The sequence below is a fragment of the Burkholderia sp. Bp9140 genome (genome assembly GCF_003853425.1).
Classification (GTDB): domain Bacteria; phylum Pseudomonadota; class Gammaproteobacteria; order Burkholderiales; family Burkholderiaceae; genus Burkholderia.
In genome coordinates, this window is sequence record NZ_QTPQ01000031.1 from 57852 (window position 1) to 77030 (window position 19179).

Here is a 19179-nt window from a genome sequence, read left to right on the forward strand (position 1 = left end):
ACGGCCGCCGGCCCCGTCTTTCGGGCCCAAGCGCCTCTTCAGGCAATTCTCCCCGCCATCCTTCCCGCTCCAGCGTGCTTGTGACAACACAACAAGGTGCGGCCTGCCGTCGTTCCCGCCCTCGCGACTGACAACCGCGAGGCGCCGGCAGCGGAGCCGCCTGGAGTCGTTCATGAAACGCATGCTGTTCAATGCGACGCAGCAGGAGGAGCTGCGCGTCGCCATCGTCGATGGACAAAAGCTCATCGACATCGACATCGAGACAGCCGGGCGCGAACAGCGCAAAGGCAATATCTACAAAGGTGTCATCACCCGCATCGAGCCGTCGCTCGAAGCGTGCTTCGTCAACTACGGCGAAGACCGCCACGGCTTCCTGCCGTTCAAGGAAGTCGCCCGCCAGTACTTCAAGGAAGGCATCGACATGCGCTCCGCGCGCATCCAGGATGCCCTGCGCGAAGGCCAGGAGCTGATCGTCCAGGTCGAGAAGGAAGAGCGCGGCAACAAGGGCGCCGCCCTCACGACCTTCATCTCGCTCGCCGGCCGCTACCTCGTGCTGATGCCGAACAACCCGCGCGGCGGCGGTGTGTCGCGCCGGATCGAAGGCGACGAGCGCCAGGAACTGCGCGAAACCATGGCGCAGCTGCAGATTCCGGACGGCATGAGCATGATCGCCCGCACCGCGGGCATCGGCCGCAGCGCCGAGGAACTGCAGTGGGACCTGAACTACCTGCTGCAGCTGTGGCGCGCGATCGAAGCGGCGTCGCAAAGCGGCAATGCCGGCCAGCCGATGCTGATCTATCTGGAATCGAGCCTCGTGATCCGCGCGATCCGGGACTATTTCCAGCCCGATATCGGCGAAATCCTGATCGACACGACCGAGATCTATGATCAGGCCCGTGCGTTCATGGACATCGTGATGCCGGACAACGTGTCGAAGGTGAAGCGCTACCACGACGACGTGCCGCTCTTCTCCCGCTTCCAGATCGAGCACCAGATCGAGACCGCATACTCGCGCACGGTGCCGCTGCCGTCGGGCGGCGCGATCGTGATCGACCACACCGAAGCGCTCGTCGCGATCGACGTGAACTCGGCGCGTGCGACCAAGGGCGCGGACATCGAGGAAACGGCGACCCGCACGAACCTCGAAGCGGCGGACGAAGTGGCCCGCCAGCTGCGCCTGCGCGACCTCGGCGGCCTGATCGTGATCGACTTCATCGACATGGAGTCGGCCAAGAGCCAGCGCGAAGTCGAGCAGCGCCTGAAGGACGCGCTCAAGCACGACCGTGCGCGCGTGCAGATGGGCAAGATCTCGCGCTTCGGCCTGATGGAACTGTCGCGCCAGCGCCTGCGCCCGGCCCTGTCGGAAGGCAGCCACGTGACGTGCCCGCGCTGTAACGGCACCGGCCACATCCGCGATACCGAATCGTCCGCGCTGCAGGTCCTGCGGATCATTCAGGAAGAAGCGATGAAGGAAAACACCGCGGCGATCCACTGCCAGGTGCCGGTCGAGGTGACCGCCTTCCTGCTCAACGAAAAGCGTCAGGAAATCAACAAGATCGAGTCGCGCTTCAAGGTCGGCATCGTGCTGATCCCGAACAAGCACCTCGATACGCCGCACTACAAGCTCGAGCGCCTGCGCCACGACGACGCGCGCCTCGACGATCCGCGTGCGTCCTGGAAGATGGCCGAGGAAGCCGCCCGCGAACTGGAGTCGGAAACCGGCTACAGCAAGCGCGCAGCCGACGTGAAGCCGAAGCAGGAAGCGGCCGTCAAGGGCATTACGCCCGAGCGTCCGGCCCCGAGCCCCGCACCGCAGCGTCCGGCCGAGCCGGTTGCGGCGCCCGCCCCGGTCGCCGCGGCAAGCGGCGGCTTCATCGGCTGGCTGAAGGGTCTGTTCGGCATGTCGCCGGCTCCGGCACCCGCGCCGGTTGCTCCGGCACCGGCGAAGGAGCAGGCTGCCCGTCCGGCGCGCGGCGAGCGCACCGAGAAGTCCGAGCAGCGCGGCGAACGCGGCGGCGATCGCAACCGCAACCGCCGTGGCGGCGCCCAGCAGGCTCAGGGCGGTCGCGGCGACCAGGCAGCGGCAGTCCGCGGCCAGTCGCAACGCCAGGAACGCGAAGGCAAGGAAGCTCGCGAGCCGCGTGAACCGCGCGAGGGTCGCGAACTGCGTGAGGGTCGCGAGCCGCGCGAAAGCCGTGAAGGCCGCGAAGGTCGTGAGGGCCGTGGCCCGCGCGAAGGTCGCGAACCCCGCGAACCGCGCGAAAGCCGTGAACCGCGCGAGAACCGCGAACCGCGCGAGCGCACCGAGCAGCCGGAAGCCGTCGAGGCAGCCGGCCGCGGCGAGCGCCAGGAACGCGGCGAACGTCGCGAGCGCGGCGAGCGCCGCAAGCCGACGCAACACGCGGCTACGCTCGAGACCGTCACCCGTGGCGAGAACCATCCGGAAGCGGAAGCCGACCAGGCCGCAGCCGTCGCCCTGCCGGGCGCCGATATCGCAGCCGACGCGGAAGCCGGCGCACGTGACGGCGAGGAACGTCGCCGCCGCCGCCGCGGCCGCCGTGGCGGTCGTCGCGAGCGCGAGGACGAAGGCGCAGTCATCGACCACGCCGAGCAAGGCGCGGACGGCGAAGCCGCCGTGCAGGCCGTGACGACGGAAGCCCCGAGCGCGGTCGAGCCGGCCCATACGGCCGCACCAGCCGCCGTGGCAGCCGTCGCCGCAGCGGGCGCCGTGGTTGCCGAGGCCGTAGTCGAACAGCGTGCCGAAGCAGTCGCGCCGGCCGCGGTCGAGCCGCAACCGGCACCGGTTCGTGTCGAAGCGACGCCGGTCGCGCCGATCGAGCCCGCCCCGGTCGCCCTGGCAGCCGAATCGGCACCGGTCGCGCCGGTCGCTGCTCCGGACGCCGGCCCGGCTCCGGTCGCGGTTTCGCCGACCGATGCGTTCGAAGTGCCGGCCGCGCCGGCTGCCGTCGAAGCGCCGCAGTCCGCGCCCGTCGAGCAAGCCGCGCCGGCACCGGTCGTCGCTGCCGAAGCTGCGCCGGCAGCCGTCGCACCGGCTCACGTCGAAGCTGCACCGGTCGAAGCCGTTGCCGCGCCGGCTCCGGCGCCCGTGCAACCGGCCGCTGCGCCCGCTTCGGCGAGCCTCGATGTCGTGCTGGAACAGGCCGGTCTCGTGTGGGTGAACACCGATGCCGACAAGTTCCGCGCTGCCCAGGAAGCCGCGTCGCACCTGCCGCGTGCGGCCCGCGTGCCGCGCGAGCGCAAGGCGCTGCCGCCGGTCGACACGACCCCGATGCAGCAGGTCGAAACGTCGCACCATTAAGCGGCGCATCGCCCGACCAGGAAAAGCCCGCCTCCGTGCGGGCTTTTTCATTTCCGCGCTGCGGGTTTCCGCCCACCGGCCCGGCCGGCCGCTTGCGGCTAAAATAGAGGCCTGGCTCGCACTTCTTTCAACATGTCCCGACGCATCATTCCTCTCGCCGACGTCAGCGGGATGCCGGATATCTCCGGCGTCGCGCACACTCCTGACGGCGCCCTGGCCGACACGTTCGCCAGGCCGCTGCGCGACCTGCGTATCTCGGTGACGGACCGCTGCAACTTCCGCTGCGTGTACTGCATGCCGCGGGACGTGTTCGACAAGGACTACCCGTTCCTGCCGCACAGCGCCCTGCTCACGCACGAAGAGATCGAGCGCGTGGCGCGGCTGTTCGTCGCACACGGCGTCGAAAAGATCCGGATCACGGGCGGCGAGCCGCTGCTGCGCAAGAACCTCGAATTCCTGATCGAGCGCCTCGCGCGCCTGACGACCCACGACGGCCGCCCGCTCGACCTGACGCTGACCACCAACGGCTCGCTGCTCGCGCGCAAGGCGCGCGCGCTGAAGGACGCCGGCCTCACGCGCGTGACGGTCAGTCTCGACGCGCTCGACGACACGCTGTTCAAGCGCATGAACGACGCCGACTTCGCGAGCGCCGACGTGCTCGACGGCATCTTCGCCGCGCAGGCCGCCGGCCTCGCGCCGGTCAAGGTCAACATGGTCGTGAAGCGCGGCACCAACGACGGCGAGATCCTGCCGATGGCCGAGCGCTTCCGCGGCACGGGCGTGATCCTGCGCTTCATCGAATACATGGACGTCGGCACGTCGAACGGCTGGAACATGGCCGAGGTGCTGCCGTCCGCGGACGTCGTCGCTCGGATCGCCGAGCAGTTCCCGCTCGTGCCGCTCGACCCGCACACCGCGGCGGAAACCGCGCAGCGCTGGGGCTACGCGGACGGCAGCGGCGAGATCGGCGTGATCTCGAGCGTCACGCAGGCATTCTGCGGCGACTGCACGCGCGCGCGGCTGTCGACCGAAGGCAAGCTGTATCTGTGCCTGTTCGCGTCGACGGGTCATGACCTGCGCGCCCTGGTGCGCGGCGGCGCCAGCGACGCCGAGATCGCGACCGCGATCGCCCGGATCTGGCAGGCCCGCACCGACCGCTATTCGCAGCTGCGCGGCAGCGCGGCCGCCGATACCGCGCCCGACGGAGCCGGCAAGCGCGTCGAAATGTCGTACATCGGCGGCTGACGCGCGCCGCCCGCCCCGACTTCCCGCGATGTCCGCTTCCGCCTCGCCCTCCATCGCCGGCCTGCTGCTCGCAGGCGGCCGTGCCACACGCATGGGCGGCGCCGACAAGGGCCTGCAGCTGCTCGACGGTACGCCGCTCGCGCTGCACGTGCTGCGCCGGCTCTCGCCGCAGGTCGACGAGACGCTGATCAGCGCGAATCGCAATGCCGATCGCTACGCCGAGCTCGGTGCGCCGTTCGACGCGCGCATCGTGCCGGACGAAACACCCGATTTCCCCGGCCCGCTCGCGGGCCTGCTCGCCGGCATGCGGGCAGCGCGCGCGCCGCTCGTCGCGTGCGCGCCGTGCGATACGCCCTATTTGCCGGCCGACCTCGTCGCGCGGCTGCACGCGGCGCTCGACGCGCAACAGGCCGACATTGCGATGGCGGTAACCGTCGACGCGCGGCACACGCGTTCGCCGCAGCCGACTTTCGCGCTGCTGCGCACGTCGCTTGCAGACGATCTCGCCGCAGGACTCGCGGCCGGCGAACGCAAAGTCCGTGCGTGGTACGCACGCCACAAGACGGTCGAAGTCGAGTTTCGCGACGAGCGTGCGTTTTACAATGCCAATTCCCGGCAGGAACTCGCCGCGCTGGCCCGCCGCTGACGGCACCGGCCTCCGTTCCCGCCCGCCGCATGCGCCTTCGCGCTCAGGCGCCCTCCGGCGCGCCACCGGCCACGAACCCGAAACGCCTTGCGGCGCAGTCCGACTGATGACCACGCAATCCTCGCCCGCCTCCCGAACCGCACCCGATTCCGCTGCCCCGCTGTCGCTCGCCGACGCGCAGGCGCTCGCATGCCGGTTCGTGGTGCCGGTCGACGCGTGCGACACGGTATCGCTGCATGACGCACTCGACCGCGTGCTTGCGGTCGACGTGAACGCGCCCTTCGACATTCCCGCGTACGACAACTCGGCGATGGATGGCTATGCGTTCGACGGCAGCGCAGGCGCGCCTGCAGCGGCCGCCGACATCACGCTGACGGTCGCCGGCACGGCGTTCGCCGGCCATCCGTTCGATGGCGCGGTGGCGCCCGGCGCGTGCATCCGCATCATGACCGGCGCGCCGATGCCGTCCGGATGCGACACGGTCATTCCGCAGGAACGCGTGCGCGTCGACGGCGGCGTCATCCGCTTCCCCGCGCACGATGTCGCGCGCGGCGCGAACTGCCGCCGGGCCGGCGAGGATCTCGCGCGTGGCGCGTGCGCGCTCGCCGCTGGCCGGATCCTGCGCCCGTCCGACCTCGGCCTGCTCGCCTCGTTCGGGTTGCGCGAAGTCACGGTGCGCCGCCGCGTGCGCGTCGCCGTGTTCTCGACCGGAGACGAACTGCGCGAACCCGGCGAGCCGCTCGACCGCGGCACGCTGTACGACAGCAATCGCGGGATGCTGATCGCGATGCTCGAACGGCTGCACATCGACGCCCTCGATCTCGGGATCGTCCGCGACGACCCGGCCGCGCTCGAACGCGCGCTGCGCGATGCCGTCGCCGCGCAGGCCGACGCGGTGATCACGTCGGGCGGCGTGTCGGTCGGCGAAGCCGATTTCACGCGCGACGTGATGGCGCGGCTCGGCGACGTGACCTTCGCAAGCCTCGCGCTGCGGCCCGGCCGGCCGCTCGCGTGCGGCACGCTCGCGCGCGCGGGCGACGCCGCCGGCCACGTGCTGTTCTTCGGGCTGCCCGGCAATCCGGTCGCATCCGCCGTAACGTTCTACGCGATCGTGCGCCCCGCGCTGCTGACGCTGGCCGGCGCACACACGTCGCCGCCGGCGACGTACACGGCGCTCAGCACGCAGGCATTGAAAAAGCGTCCGGGCCGCACTGAATACCTGCGCGCCGTCGCGACGCGCGCCGCCGACGGCCAGTGGCACGTCGCACCGGCCGGTTCGCAGAGCTCCGCCTCGCTGAGCGGTCTCGCGGCCGCCAACTGTTTCATCGTCCTGGGCCACGATTCCGCGGCAGTCGGCGCGGGCGCCCCGGTCGACATCCTGCCGCTTGACGGCCTGATCTGAATTCCAATCGGTATATCTCTACGGGGGCAATCCGCACATGAAGAAACAAATCTCGTCGATCGCCGCGGGACAGACCGCGAAGGCGCTGATCCTCGTCTACCTGACGTTCAGCGTGCCGATCGTGCTGCTCGGCATCCTGGTCGCGTACATCCGTTACGGGATGGTCGAGCTGAGCACGATCCTGAGCGCGCTGCTGCTGAACGCGATCCTCGGTTTCGTGCTGCTGTGGATCGCCTGCCACGCATACAACTGGGTCGCGTCGCGCTTCGGCGGCATCGAGATCGTGCTGTCCGATCCGCCGGAGGAAGCGTGAGCGGCACGCCGCTGATCCGCGCGGCCGAAGCGCGCGATGTCGGCGCGATCCTCGCGCTGATGCGCGAGCTGGCCGAGTTCGAGAAGCTCACGCACCTGTTCGTCGCGAGCGACGCCGATCTCGCCGACGCGCTGTTCGGCGAACGTCCCGCCGCCGAAGCGCTGGTGGCCGAGCGCGACGGCGCGATCGTCGCGTATGCGCTGTTCTTCCACAACTATTCGACGTTCCTCGGCCGTCGCGGCCTGTATCTCGAGGATCTGTACGTGCAACCGTTGCAGCGCGGCACGGGCCTCGGCACCGCGATGCTGCGGCAGCTCGCGGCACTCGCCGTCGAGCGCCGCTGCGGACGCTTCGAATGGTCGGTGCTCGACTGGAACCAGCCGGCGATCGACTTCTACGAGAAGATGGGCGCGACCGTGCTGCCGGACTGGCGCATCGTGCGCGTAACCGGCGACGCGCTGGACACGCTCGCCGCACGCTGAACGCGTGCCGGCCCCGCCGGTCGTCGCTGCCTTAAAAGAAAACGGGCGCCGCGGCGCCCGTTTTTCGTTCCAGCGGTTGCACCTGCACCCGTCATGCGTCATACATCATCCGCATCGGCGCCGTCCGCACCTTCCGCGCCGAGCAGCCCGGCCGCCGTATCGCCCGGCAGCGCCTCGACCTGCTTCAGCTTGCGGTTCATCACGCGGGTGCGCTGCTCGGCCGCCTCGATCGAGCGCGTGACCGTTTCGAGCTGCGCCTTCGTGCGCGCGAGCACATCGCCGAACTTGCCGAACTCGGTCTTCACCGCACCGAGAACCTGCCACACTTCGCTCGAGCGCTGCTCGATCGCGAGCGTGCGGAAACCCATCTGCAGGCTGTTCAGCAATGCGGTCAGCGTGGTCGGCCCCGCCACCGTCACGCGATAGTCGCGCTGCAGCTGGTCGGTCAGCCCCGGGCGACGCAGGATCTCCGCATAGAGCCCCTCGGTCGGCAGGAACAGCAGCGCGAAATCGGTCGTATGCGGCGGCGCGACGTACTTCTCGGCGATCGTCCTCGCCTCCATCCGCACGCGCGCTTCCAGCGCACGGGCCGCTTCCTCGACCGCCACCGAATCGGCGCGTTCCTGCGCGTCGATCAGGCGCTCGTAGTCCTCGCGCGGAAATTTCGCGTCGATCGGCAGCCACACCGGCGGCGCGTCGCGCGTGCCGGCGTCGCGCCCCGGCAGCCGGATCGCGAACTCGACGCGTTCGCCGCTCTTCGGCACCGTCGCGACGTTCTTCGCGTACTGGTCGGGCGTGAGCATCTGCTCGAGCAATGCCTCGAGCTGCACCTCGCCCCAGGTGCCGCGCGTCTTCACGTTGGTCAGCACCTTCTTCAGGTCGCCGACGCCGGCCGCGAGCGTCTGCATCTCGCCGAGCCCGCGGTGCACCTGCTCGAGCCGGTCCGACACGAGCTTGAATGATTCGCCGAGCCGCTGCTCGAGCGTCGCATGCAGCTTCTCGTCGACGGTGCGGCGCATCTCTTCGAGCTTCGCCGCGTTGTTCGTCTCGATTTCCTTCAGCCGCTGCTCGAGCGTCGCACGCACTTCGCCGATCCGGCGATCGTTGGCCTCGGTCAGTTGCGTGAGCTGCCGGTTCAGCGTGTCGCCGAACAGCCGCAGCGCGACCGTCTGCTCTTCGCGCGCCTGCTGCGCCTGGCGCTGGGCGCTCTCGCGCATCGCGTCGAACTGCTGCGCGTTGCCGGCGACGAGCTTGCCGAGCTGTTGCGCGAAACCTTCGATCTGGTTGTTCTGCACGGTCGCGATGCTCGTCAGCTGCGTCGCGAGCGTCTGCTGCAGCTGCGAGAAACTGCCGGCCAGCTCGGTGCGCGAGCCGCGCGCGTTCTCGACGATCTCGCCGCGCAGCTCGCGTTCGAGCCGCTCGACCGCGAGCGCCTGTGCGTGCGCGGCGTCCTCGATCTGGTCGCCGAGCACAGCCGCATCGTCGTGGCGGCCGCCGCCGCGCACGATCGCGACGACCGCCACCGCAAGCGCGACGGCCAGCAAGACAACCGCCGCCAGCAACAACATCGTCGTCATGCGCGCGGCTTCCCGATCACGTCAGGGTTGATCGGGTTCGGCGGCTGCCCTGCGCGCGGCCCTTCGCCCAGCGCGGCGATCAGGTTGTCGGCCGCGAGGTCCGCCATCGCGCGGCGCGTCTTCTCGGTCGCGCTCGCGATGTGCGGCGTCAGCACGACGTTCGGCACCTCGAGCAGCGCCGGATGGACGCTCGGCTCGCCTTCGTACACGTCGAGGCCGGCCGCGGCGATCGTCCCGGCACGCAGCGCGGCGGCCAGCGCCGCGTCGTCGACGATGCCGCCACGCGCGATGTTGGTCAGCGTCGCGGTCGGCTTCATCTTCGCGAGCTCGGCAGCGCCGATCGTGTGATGGTTCTCCTTCGTGTACGGCAGCACGAGCACGACGTGATCGGCGCGCGCCAGCAACGCGTCCTTCGATACGTATTCGGCGTTCAGCTCGGCCTCGATCTCGGGGGCAACCCGCGACCGGTTGTGATAGATCACCTGCATCCCGAAGCCGCGCGCGCGGCGTGCAAGCGCCTGGCCGATGCGCCCCATTCCGATGACGCCGAGCGTCGAGCCGTAAATGTCGCTGCCGAGGAACCCGTCGTACGCCCACTTCTGCCAGTGCCCCGCGCGCAGCCAGTGCTCGGATTCCGCGATCCGGCGCGCGGCGGCCATCATCAGCGCCCAGCCGAAATCCGCGGTCGACTCGTTCAGCACGTCGGGCGTGTTGGTGCCGAGCACGTTCGCCGCGTTGAACGCGGCCATGTCGAAGTTGTTGTAGCCGACCGCCATGTTGGACACGACGCGCAGGCGCGGCGCCGCCGCCAGCGCGGCCGCGCCGACCGGATCGCCCGCCGTCAGCGCGCCGTCCTTGTCGGCGAGACGCGCGGCGAGCGCATCGGCGGCGAGCGCGTCGCCGTTGTTCCAGTCGACTTCGAAATACTGCTCGAGCCGCTCGATCACGTCCGGAAAAATCGGACGTGCGACCAGGATCTTCTGCATCGCCATCTCCGCATGCCGCGACCGGAACACGGCGCGGCATGCGCCGCCGGAACCGTCCGCGCTTGATTGAAAATCGTCAGACTAAGCCGTGAAGAAAATCCACGACGTCAGCAGGAATACCGGTACCAGCACCACGAACGCCCAGCCGAGATACGCGAAGAAGCTCGGCATCTTCACGCCGCGCGACTCCGCGATCGCCTTCACCATGAAGTTCGGCGCATTGCCGATGTAGCTGTTCGCGCCCATGAACACCGCCCCTGCGGAAATCGCGGCGAGCGTCGTCGCACCCGTCGTCATCAACGATTGCGCGTCGCCGCCCGCGAGGTTGAAGAACACGAGGTAGGTCGGCGCGTTGTCGAGGAACGACGACAGCAGGCCGGTCGCCCAGAAGTACATCGCGTCGATCGGCTTGCCGTCGGGCCCCGTGACGAGATGGACGATCTGCGCGAACGCACCGTCCGAACCCGCGCGCAGGATCACGATCACCGGCGCGATCGTCACGAAGATCCCGGCGAACAGCTTCGCGACCTCCTCGATCGGCGCCCAGTTGAACGCGTTGCCCTCGCGCGCCGAGCGCGGCGTCAGCGCGAGCGATGCGAGCGCCACGACGACGAGCGCGACGTCGCGCACGAGATTCTGCAGCGCGACGTGCGTGCCCCACACGTCGAACGTGATGTCGGGTTTCCAGATACCGCTCATCAGCACGAGGCCGATCACGGCCGCGAGCAGCACGAAGTTGACCTTGCCGTCGATCGACAGCGCGGCATCGTCGGGCGTCGGGTCGAGCGCGGCCGGCCGCTCCTCGCCGCCCTTGCGGTAGAAGTACGTATCGAGCACGAAGAACAGCGCCAGCAGCACCGCGCAGATGAACAGCATCGGCAGCGCGAGATGCGTGGTCGTCCAGAAGAAGCTCACGCCGTTCAGGAAACCGAGGAACAGCGGCGGATCGCCGAGCGGCGACAGCGAGCCGCCCGCGTTCGCAACGAGGAAGATGAAGAAGATCACGACGTGCACGACATGCTTGCGGTTATCGTTCGCGCGCAGCAGCGGGCGGATCAGCAGCATCGCGGCGCCCGTCGTGCCCATCACGCTCGCGAGCAGCGTGCCGAGCGCGAGGATCGCCGTGTTCAGCTTCGGCGTGCCGTGCAGGTTGCCGTTTACGCAAATGCCGCCGGCGACCGTATAGAGCGCGGTCAGCAGCACGATGAACGGGATGTACTCCTCGAGCAGCGCGTGCACGAGCGTGCCGAATGCCGTGCCCGCGCCGAACGCGACCGAGAACGGGGCCAGGAACGCGATCGCCCACGCCGCGGCGATCTTGCCGAAATGGTGATGCCAGAACACCGGTGCGACGAGCGGAAACACCGCGATGGACAGCAGGACCCCGGCGAACGGGATGCCCCAGAGTGCGGACAGCGTGGCACCGTCGAGCGTGGCGGCCGATGCGAACGCGGGAACGGCGCCAAGCGCGGCTCCCGACGCCATGCCCGCCCAGGCGGCATGTCGTTTCATGCAGAACTTCCTTGTACAAGTGAGTCGAGTGAGGATGGATCGGGCGCGCGTCATGCGCCGCGCACGATGATCGCGTGAACGCGGTACGGGCCGTGCGCGCCCAGCACGATGGTCTGCTCGATATCGCCCGTGCGCGACGGGCCCGATACGAAATTGACCGCGCGCGGCAGTTCGCCGCGCTCCGCGCGAATCAGCGCGAATGCGTCTTCATGGCCCGCGACGATCCGCGACGCCGGCACGATCGCGATGTGCGTCTCCGGCAGCAGCCCGGCCGATGCATAGGTGTCGGGGCTGGACAGCAGCACCAGCGAACCCGTTTCGGCGGTCGCGCAGAAGCAGCCGGTCAGCCCGACGAGGTCGCCGTCGCGCGGCTTGCGGCATTCGACCGACAGGCCCGCGCCGGCCCAGTCGAGCTCGGCCAGCGTGCGCCATGCGACGGCCTGCATCGGCAGGCCGTGTGCGGAAAGATAGCGGGCAGCGGCGGCGGGCGCATCGGCCAGAGTCGCGACTTCGTCGACCGTCGTCGACAGGCGCGCCGCTTCATCGACGAATGCGGCGACGAGGTCGGCCGGCATCGGCGGGCGCGGCCCCTCGGGATGGCGGGCGAGATAGTCGGTGACGCCGTCGCGCTCCGTTGCATCGGGTTCGGGCGCGCGTCCTTGCGCCGCGCGAATGCGTGCGAGGATCTGGCGACGGGCAGCGGAAGTGTCCATGAACGGTCCTCGTGACGTTGGCGTGCGATACCGTCGGATTATACCGGCCGCCCTCGCCGCGACGCACCTGGCCGGATGGCCGACGCCTACTGCGATGCGTCGTCGTCGACCGGCTGCGCGATGCCGAACACCTGGCGCAGGTATGCGAGATACGCCTTGTCATCGCACATGCTCTTGCCCGGCGAATCCGACAGCTTTGCAACCGGCTGCCCGTTGCAGCGGACCATCTTGATCACGATCTGCAGCGGCACGTAGCCGAGATCGTTCGTGAGGTTGGTGCCGACGCCGAACGCAAGCTTGCAGCGGCCGCGGAACCGTTCATACAGTTGCATGACCTTCGGGATGTCGAGCGCGTCCGAGAACACGAGCACCTTGGTGCGCGGGTCGCAGCGGTTCGCCTCGTAGTGGCGCAGCATGCGCTCGCCCCACTCGAACGGATCGCCCGAATCGTGGCGCGCGCCGTCGAACAGCTTGCAGAAGTACATGTCGAAGTCGTTCAGGAACGCGTCCATCCCGTAGACGTCCGACAGCGCGATCCCGAGGTCGCCGCGATACTCCTTCGCCCACATCTCGAAACCGTAGGTCTGCGAATCGCGCAGCCGCGGGCCGAGCGCCTGGCAGGCCTGCAGGTATTCGTGCGCCATCGTGCCGAGCGGCGTCAGGTCGTGCTTCATCGCGTAGAACACGTTGCTCGTGCCCGCGAACTGCGGCCCGAGCCCGTCGCGCAGCGTCAGCGCGACCTCCTCGTGCCACACCTTCGAGAAGCGCCGGCGCGTGCCGTAGTCGGCGATCTTGCAATCGGCGAACTCGGGCTTCGCGCCGAGCAGCTTGACCTTCTCGCGCAGCCGCTCGCGGCCTTCGCGATAGTCGGGCTCGCGCTGCGTATTGCGGAAATAGACCTCGTTGACGATCGCGAGCACCGGGATCTCGAACAGGATCGTGTGCAGCCACGGCCCCTCGATCACGATGTCGATCTCGCCGCTGCCCTTCGGCGAAGGCGTGATCGAGATGTATTTCTCGTTCAGGTGGAACAGCGCGAGAAAGTCGACGAAATCGCTCTTGATGAAGCGCATGCGCCGCAGGTAGTCGAGTTCGACGTCGGTGAAGCGCAGCGAACAGAGACCGCGCACCTCGTCGCGGATCTCGTCGATGTACGGCACGAGATCGACGCCGGGCGTGCGGCACCGGAACCGGTACTCGACGTTTGCGGCAGGAAAGTGATGCAGGACGACCTGCATCATCGTGAACTTGTAGAGATCCGTGTCGAGCAGCGAAGTGATGATCATGATTACGGCACCGCCAATATCGTGACAGGGCCCCGGCGCACCGCGCGCCGCCCGGTCTGTCGGCCATGTTACCCGAATGCGGGCCCGACCATCGTGAAACCGTCCCTGCCCGGCACCGGCGCGGCATCCGCCGTCAGCCCCATAAACTAATCACGAAACGATATAAGCCGGAAAGCCGACCACGTCATGCGGGTTTTGCGCTTCAGTTACAATGCCGCTTTTGGCGCAAACGCCACCCCATATATACCGCCAAGCAGGAGCGTTTTGATGACTCACGTTGTGACCGAAGGCTGCATCAAGTGCAAATACACGGATTGCGTGGATGTGTGCCCGGTGGATTGCTTCCGTGAAGGTCCCAACTTTCTCGCCATCGATCCGGACGAGTGCATCGACTGCGCCGTGTGCGTCGCCGAGTGCCCGACCAATGCGATCTATGCCGAAGAAGACGTTCCGGGCGACCAGCAGCAGTTCACCGAGCTGAACGCCGAGCTCGCGAAGAACTGGCCGTCGATCACGAAGACCAAGCCGGCGCCGGCCGACGCGGACGAGTGGAAGGACGTGCAGGAAAAGCTGCACCTGCTCGAGCGCTGATCGCGCGGCGGCGCCGCAAAAATTTTTGTGCGCCGCGGCCCAAAGGTGTTGACAGGTTAGCCACCACTCCATACAATCTCGTTTCTCTGCTGTTGTTGTTTGTTCCCCGATAGCTCAGTCGGTAGAGCGCCGGACTGTTAATCCGTAGGTCCCTGGTTCGAGCCCAGGTCGGGGAGCCAGACAGCGAAAGGCCCGTCATGCGACGGGCCTTTTGTTTTTCCGGCGCCCGTCGGGCACCGCCGCGCATGCTAGAGTCTCTGTCCCGCATTCGCATCCGGTTCCGTCGATGAAGCACCGCCCCCTTTCCGCCGCGCCGCTCGCCCTCCTGCTTTCCGCCTTTGCCGCCGCGCCGCTCGCGCACGCGGAGGAAGTCGGCAGCGTCAACACCCATTTCCGCGTGACGGGCTCCGACCGCGTGGTCGTCGAAGCGTACGACGATCCGCTCGTGACGGGCGTCACCTGCTACGTGTCGCGTGCGCGCACCGGCGGGATCAAGGGCACGCTCGGCGTCGCCGAGGATCCGAGCGAAGCGTCGATCGCGTGCCGGCAAGTCGGCCCGCTCAGCTTCAAGGAGCCGCTCAAGCAGCAGACCGACGTATTCAGCGAACGGATGTCGTTCATCTTCAAGACGCTGCACGTCGTGCGCGTGGTCGACAAGAAGCGCAACACGCTCGTCTACCTGACCTACAGCGACCGCATCGTCAGCGGCAGCCCGAAGAACGCCGTCACCGCGGTGCCGATGCCGGCCGGCACGACGATTCCGGTCAAGTAAGCCCGCGCCTGCCGGGCGCGCGAGCGCTACACTGTCGATTCGACCGCCCCGCGCCCGACCATGTCCGCCACCCGCCTTCCCGACTCCGCACGCTACTGGCGCACGCCGCTGCTGCCGGATGCGGATCTGCTCACGGCTACCTATCGCGATCATACGTTCGCGCCGCACTGGCACGACGCGTACACGATTCCCGTGATCCTCGAGGGCGCGGAGCGCTACACGTGTCGCGGCAGCGGCCATGTCGCCGAAACAGGCACCGTGCCCGTGATCAATCCCGGCGAAGTGCACACCGGCTCGCGCGCGACCGACGAAGGCTGGTGCTATCGCGTGAGCTATGTGCCGGTCGACTACATTCGCGCACTCGCCAGCGCGATCGCCGGCCGGCCGCAGGATGCGCCGTGGTTCCCGTCCGACGTGATCCGCGACACCGATCTCGCCGCGCGGCTCGCACTGGCCCACCGGATGATGGAGGCCGGCAGCGAACGCATGCCGTCCGCCCACCCGCATGGCCAGCCGGTCGATGACGTTCCGGCGGCCGGCGTTCCGGCGGCCGGCGTTCCGGCGGCCGGCGTTCCGGCGGCCGGCGCTCCGGGGACCGGCGCACCGCGCGCCTACGATCCGCTCGCCGCCGAAACGGCGATGCTCGATGCGCTGTCGACGCTGATCGCACGCCATGCCGACGCGCGGCTGCAGCCCGCGGTGCTCGCGGCCGACGAGCCGCGCGTCGATGCGATGCGCGAACGGCTCGCCGCCGATCTCACGTGCACGGTCACGCTCGACGACGTCGCGCGGGCCGCCGGCCTGTCGCCGTTTCACGCAGCACGCCTGTTCACCCGCACGACCGGGATGCCGCCGCATGCGTGGCGCAACCAGTTGCGGCTGCAGCGCGCGCTCGCGCCGTTGCGTGCGGGCGTGCCGATTGCCGACGTCGCCGCGGCCAGCGGCTTCGTCGACCAGAGCCATTTCACGCGACATTTCAAACGGATGTTCGGCGTGCCGCCCGGACGCTGGCAGGCGCGCTGACGCGCGCGCTCCCCCCGCATTCGACAACACGCGACTGCCGGCCCGCAGGTTGCGCCTCCGGCACCCGCGGGCGCAAGAACATACAAGCCGCCGCGACATCGGCCCGCTATCCTCCATTTCATGGAGAAGCGTCCCTTGAATCCCACCCCCGCACCATCGCCCCCGCCTCGCCGTCCGTTCAACGAATGGCTCGACGGCGCACGCGACACGATCCCGATGATGATCGGCGCGGCGCCGTTCGGCGTGATCTTCGGCACGCTCGTCGGCGGCGGCCCGCTCGCCGCATGGCACGGCGCGCTGATGTCGCTCGCGGTGTTCGCGGGCTCCGCGCAGTTCATCGCGCTCGGCCTGATCGCCGGCAGCGCGAGCTTCGTCGTCGTGCTCGCGACGACACTGATCGTGAACCTGCGTCACCTGCTGTACAGCGCGACGCTCGCGCCGTACGTCGCGCACCTGCCGCTGCGCTGGCGCGCGACGCTCGGCGCACTGATGACCGACGAGGTGTTCGCGGTCGCCTACGCGCACTACCGGCACTTCCCGCCCGGTGCGATCGGCCCCCACTACTTCCTCGGTTCGGGCCTCGCGATGTACCTGAACTGGCAGGTCTGGACGCTCGCGGGCATCGGCTTCGGCGCGGCCTTCCCGGGCCTGCAGTCGCTCGGCCTCGATTTCGCGATGGCGGCGACCTTCATCGCGATCGTCGTCCCGCAGCTCGGCACGCTGCGCTATCTCGCGGCCGCGGCGACCGCCGGCACGCTCGCATACTTCTGGCAGGGCTGGCCGTACAAGCTCGGCTTGCTGGGCGCGGTCGCCGCCGGCGTCATGATCGGCGTCGCGCTCACGCTGATGCACGAGCGCTCGCGCGCCGGTTCACGCACGGAGGCCGCCTCGTGAGCTACGCGCTGTTGATCCTCGGGATGGCCGTGATCACCTATGCGATCCGGACGACGCTGTTCCTGTTCGGCGAGCGGCTGACCTTCCCGCCGCTCGTACGGACCGCGCTCGGCTTCGTGCCCGTCACCGTGCTGACCGCGATCATCGTGCCGATGACCGTCTCGCCGCACGGCGGCACGGCCGAGCTGACCTGGCGCAATCCGCAGCTCGTCGGCGCGCTCGCCGCCGTACTGGTGTCGGCGACGACGCGCCGGCCGCTCGTGACGATCGCGGTCGGGCTCGCGGTGTTCTTCTTCTGGCAAGGGGTCGTGATGCCGCACTGGCTGCCGGCCTGAGCGAACTTCACCGGCCGCGCTCAAGTTTCCGTCCGGCGCGCCGATAAAGGGGATGAAGATCCGCCATCGGCCTCGGCGCGAACCGGTCCGTCGACGCTGCGCCCGTACCGGTGCACGGCGTCGGGCGCCGGCACGCGCGGGCCGCCATCGAGACGACCCATGGGCCAGATCACCCTTTCCCTCAAGGACGACACGCTTGCGTCCCTGCGCAAGGACTACGACGCGTTCGTGCGCGTATCGCTGAAACTCGACCCGCAGTTCGCGACGCCGTCGTTCGAGGATTTCCTGCGCGCCAAGCTGCTCGACAACATGGTGCCGCTGACCGAGCATGCCGTGCAGCGGATGCTTGAAGGCGGCCAGTACGCATGGGCGAAACGCGCGCTCGACAAGGAATTTCCGGACGTCGTCGCGATCCTGATGCGACAGGCCGGCGAATTCGGCTTCGGCTTCGCGTCGCGCTCCGAATGGACGCCCGACGAGCTCGCGAAGGCGTGCCGCGACTGGGCCAAGGCGATCGTCGCCGAAGCGCAGGGCGACGCGTCGCTCGTGGATCCGCTCGCCGCGCAGATCAAGAGCGCGGTGCACGACATCCAGGCGCTCGAGGAAATGATGCAGACGCCTGCGTGGCGGCTCGCGGAATCGCTGCGCCAGCGCGTCTACGAGGCAAAGCTCGCGTGCGAGATGAGCGTCGGCAGCGCCGCGCGCGACAAGCTCGGCGAACTGCGCGGCCTGCTGCGGCTCGGACTCGCGCACGGTTCGTTCCAGAAACAGGAAGCGCAGCAGATCATGGAATACCTGCGGCTGCTGAAGCCCGAGATCTTTGTCGACGAGCCGTACGACGTATTCGCGCGGCTCGCCGCGTGGCTGCGCAGCGTGTTCGCGCCGTCCGCCATGCGGCCGGCGCCCGGACCGGGGCCGGAACAGCGCCGGCCATGACGGCCCGCCCCCGCGAATGAAGAACGGCCCGGTTCGCGCGAAGCGAACCGGGCCGCCGTTCGATCGCCGTCACGACGCGCCGTCCGGGGCGAGCGTCGTGCGGCAGTCGGGCACCGCTTACTGCGTGGCGCCCGAGGCCGATGCACCGCCCTGCACGCCGGCCGACGCGCTGCCTTCGGCCGCCTCGTCGCCCACCTTCGACTTCGCCGAGCCTGCATGGTGCTTGGCCGACTTCGTCGCATGCTTCGCGTGCTTCTTGACCGAGTGGACCGACGACGCCGCCGTATCCTTCGCGCCGTCGGCTGCCGCACCCACCGCATCGGTCGCGCCGCCGACCGCATTGCCCGACGCGTTCGCGCCGGCTCCGCCTTGCATCGCCGCGTCGGCACCTGCCCCTGCTGCCGGCGCCTGCGTCTGCACGCCGGCGCCCGCGGCGCCCTGTGTCGCGGCGCCCGTCTGCGCAAATGCGGCCGAAGTGGCGAACGCCGTCAGCGCGGCACCGATCAGCATCGTACGAATCCTGGACATGACAATCCTCCTCAAGAAGTTGTGGGCGCGGAGCGCATCGATACGCTCCGTCGCGTCCCCTGCCGCAACACGCAGCAGGTACGACGAAAGACCCGCGGGCCGCCCGGCAGGTTCTCGAATCTCTCAGACTGTTACCCACCGTTTCATTTGCTGACGAATCGCTCACAGTCCTTAACAACTGCGGCGCGCGAGCCTGAACGAACGTCCGCGCTCGCGCGCCAGGCCGCCGTGCCGTATGATGCGGGGCGATTCCTCCCGCGCATCGCGCGCTTCCTTCGTCATGCCCAATCTGGATTTCACGCTGACCGGCGAATACGTCGAACTGCACAACCTTCTCAAGATCACCGGCCTCGCGGACAGCGGCGGCACCGCGAAGATGTTCGTCGCGTCCGGCGCGGTGAAAGTCGACGGCGTGGTCGAGCTGCGCAAGACCTGCAAGATTCGCGCGGGCCAGGTCGTGCTGTTCGGCGATACGCGGATCGCGGTTCACGACGCATAGCGGTTCCCCCTGACCGTGACATGGCCATCGGCGCACGCGTTCGACACCGTTCGAATAAAGCCGTAAGCTAACCGTCTCTCAAAATAAATACAGACAGCGCGGGCCCGCACCCGCGCGAGC

At 68.8% G+C, this 19179-nt stretch carries 19 protein-coding genes and 1 tRNA gene; 14 read left to right on the plus strand and 6 right to left on the minus strand.

Going from position 1 to position 19179, the window contains the following annotated elements; genetic code table 11:
* Window positions 1–172 precede the first annotated feature (172 nt).
* The 6 genes from DIE21_RS24695 to DIE21_RS24720 all read left to right on the plus strand — a co-directional run bounded on the left by DIE21_RS24695 (window position 173) and on the right by DIE21_RS24720 (window position 7407).
* On the plus strand, window positions 173–3319 hold the full coding sequence (locus DIE21_RS24695) for an Rne/Rng family ribonuclease (RefSeq protein WP_124500164.1): 3147 nt from the start codon (window positions 173–175) through the stop codon (window positions 3317–3319).
* Window positions 3320–3451: 132 nt separating this feature from the next.
* A complete protein-coding gene (gene moaA, locus DIE21_RS24700; RefSeq protein ID WP_124500165.1) occupies window positions 3452–4564 on the plus strand; it encodes a GTP 3',8-cyclase MoaA in 1113 nt (370 codons plus the stop codon).
* Between the two features lie 28 nt (window positions 4565–4592).
* Window positions 4593–5210 carry a molybdenum cofactor guanylyltransferase MobA gene (gene mobA / locus DIE21_RS24705; RefSeq protein WP_124500166.1) on the plus strand — a complete coding sequence of 206 codons (618 nt, stop codon included), beginning with the start codon at window positions 4593–4595 and terminating at the stop codon, window positions 5208–5210.
* 106 nt (window positions 5211–5316) lie between these two features.
* A complete protein-coding gene (gene glp, locus DIE21_RS24710; protein ID WP_124500167.1) occupies window positions 5317–6612 on the plus strand; it encodes a gephyrin-like molybdotransferase Glp in 1296 nt (431 codons plus the stop codon).
* A 37-nt stretch (window positions 6613–6649) separates the two neighbouring features.
* A complete protein-coding gene (locus DIE21_RS24715) occupies window positions 6650–6925 on the plus strand; it encodes a hypothetical protein (RefSeq protein WP_006476519.1) in 276 nt (91 codons plus the stop codon).
* Complete coding sequence (locus DIE21_RS24720) at window positions 6922–7407, plus strand: GNAT family N-acetyltransferase (protein ID WP_124500168.1); 486 nt, start codon at window positions 6922–6924, stop codon at window positions 7405–7407. The genes DIE21_RS24715 and DIE21_RS24720 overlap by 4 nt, the downstream gene beginning before the upstream one ends.
* Before the next feature lie 98 nt (window positions 7408–7505).
* On the opposite strand, the gene rmuC is transcribed toward DIE21_RS24720, so the two are convergent.
* From rmuC to pncB, 5 genes are all read right to left on the minus strand, one after another.
* Complete coding sequence (rmuC, locus tag DIE21_RS24725; RefSeq protein ID WP_124500169.1) at window positions 7506–8984, minus strand: DNA recombination protein RmuC; 1479 nt, start codon at window positions 8982–8984, stop codon at window positions 7506–7508.
* A complete protein-coding gene (locus tag DIE21_RS24730; protein WP_124500170.1) occupies window positions 8981–9970 on the minus strand; it encodes a D-glycerate dehydrogenase in 990 nt (329 codons plus the stop codon). The genes rmuC and DIE21_RS24730 overlap by 4 nt, the downstream gene beginning before the upstream one ends.
* Window positions 9971–10051: 81 nt before the next feature.
* Window positions 10052–11482, minus strand: a complete 1431-nt coding sequence (locus DIE21_RS24735) for a sodium:proton antiporter (RefSeq protein ID WP_124500171.1) — start codon at window positions 11480–11482, stop codon at window positions 10052–10054.
* A gap of 50 nt (window positions 11483–11532) precedes the next feature.
* Complete coding sequence (locus DIE21_RS24740; RefSeq protein WP_124500172.1) at window positions 11533–12195, minus strand: lactate utilization protein C; 663 nt, start codon at window positions 12193–12195, stop codon at window positions 11533–11535.
* An 86-nt stretch (window positions 12196–12281) separates the two neighbouring features.
* Complete coding sequence (gene pncB, locus DIE21_RS24745) at window positions 12282–13481, minus strand: nicotinate phosphoribosyltransferase (protein ID WP_124500173.1); 1200 nt, start codon at window positions 13479–13481, stop codon at window positions 12282–12284.
* Between the two features lie 267 nt (window positions 13482–13748).
* On the opposite strand from pncB, the gene fdxA reads away from it, so the two are divergent.
* The 7 genes from fdxA to DIE21_RS24790 all read left to right on the plus strand — a co-directional run bounded on the left by fdxA (window position 13749) and on the right by DIE21_RS24790 (window position 18032).
* Window positions 13749–14072 (plus strand): ferredoxin FdxA, encoded by a 324-nt coding sequence (gene fdxA, locus DIE21_RS24760; RefSeq protein ID WP_006753067.1) that lies wholly within the window; start codon window positions 13749–13751, stop codon window positions 14070–14072.
* A gap of 103 nt (window positions 14073–14175) precedes the next feature.
* A tRNA-Asn gene (locus DIE21_RS24765) sits at window positions 14176–14251 on the plus strand.
* 107 nt (window positions 14252–14358) lie between these two features.
* Complete coding sequence (locus DIE21_RS24770; RefSeq protein ID WP_124500175.1) at window positions 14359–14844, plus strand: CreA family protein; 486 nt, start codon at window positions 14359–14361, stop codon at window positions 14842–14844.
* 60 nt (window positions 14845–14904) lie between these two features.
* Window positions 14905–15867, plus strand: coding sequence for an AraC family transcriptional regulator (locus tag DIE21_RS24775; protein WP_124500176.1), 963 nt, complete (start codon window positions 14905–14907; stop codon window positions 15865–15867).
* Window positions 15868–15987: 120 nt separating this feature from the next.
* Entirely contained in the window at window positions 15988–16761 is a 774-nt protein-coding gene (locus DIE21_RS24780; protein WP_124500177.1) for an AzlC family ABC transporter permease, read from the plus strand.
* Window positions 16758–17096 carry an AzlD domain-containing protein gene (locus tag DIE21_RS24785; protein ID WP_044844796.1) on the plus strand — a complete coding sequence of 113 codons (339 nt, stop codon included), beginning with the start codon at window positions 16758–16760 and terminating at the stop codon, window positions 17094–17096. Before DIE21_RS24780 ends, DIE21_RS24785 begins: the two co-directional genes overlap by 4 nt.
* Before the next feature lie 159 nt (window positions 17097–17255).
* Entirely contained in the window at window positions 17256–18032 is a 777-nt protein-coding gene (locus tag DIE21_RS24790) for a DUF4088 family protein (RefSeq protein ID WP_124500178.1), read from the plus strand.
* Between the two features lie 117 nt (window positions 18033–18149).
* Here DIE21_RS24790 and DIE21_RS24795 read toward each other — a convergent pair whose 3' ends face one another.
* Window positions 18150–18560 carry a hypothetical protein gene (locus tag DIE21_RS24795; RefSeq protein WP_124500179.1) on the minus strand — a complete coding sequence of 137 codons (411 nt, stop codon included), beginning with the start codon at window positions 18558–18560 and terminating at the stop codon, window positions 18150–18152.
* A 280-nt stretch (window positions 18561–18840) separates the two neighbouring features.
* Between DIE21_RS24795 and DIE21_RS24800 the strand changes: the two genes are divergently transcribed.
* The gene (locus DIE21_RS24800; RefSeq protein ID WP_006753074.1) at window positions 18841–19059 is read left to right on the plus strand and encodes an RNA-binding S4 domain-containing protein; all 219 of its coding nucleotides are present in this window, start codon (window positions 18841–18843) and stop codon (window positions 19057–19059) included.
* The last annotated feature ends 120 nt before the right edge of the window (window positions 19060–19179 follow it).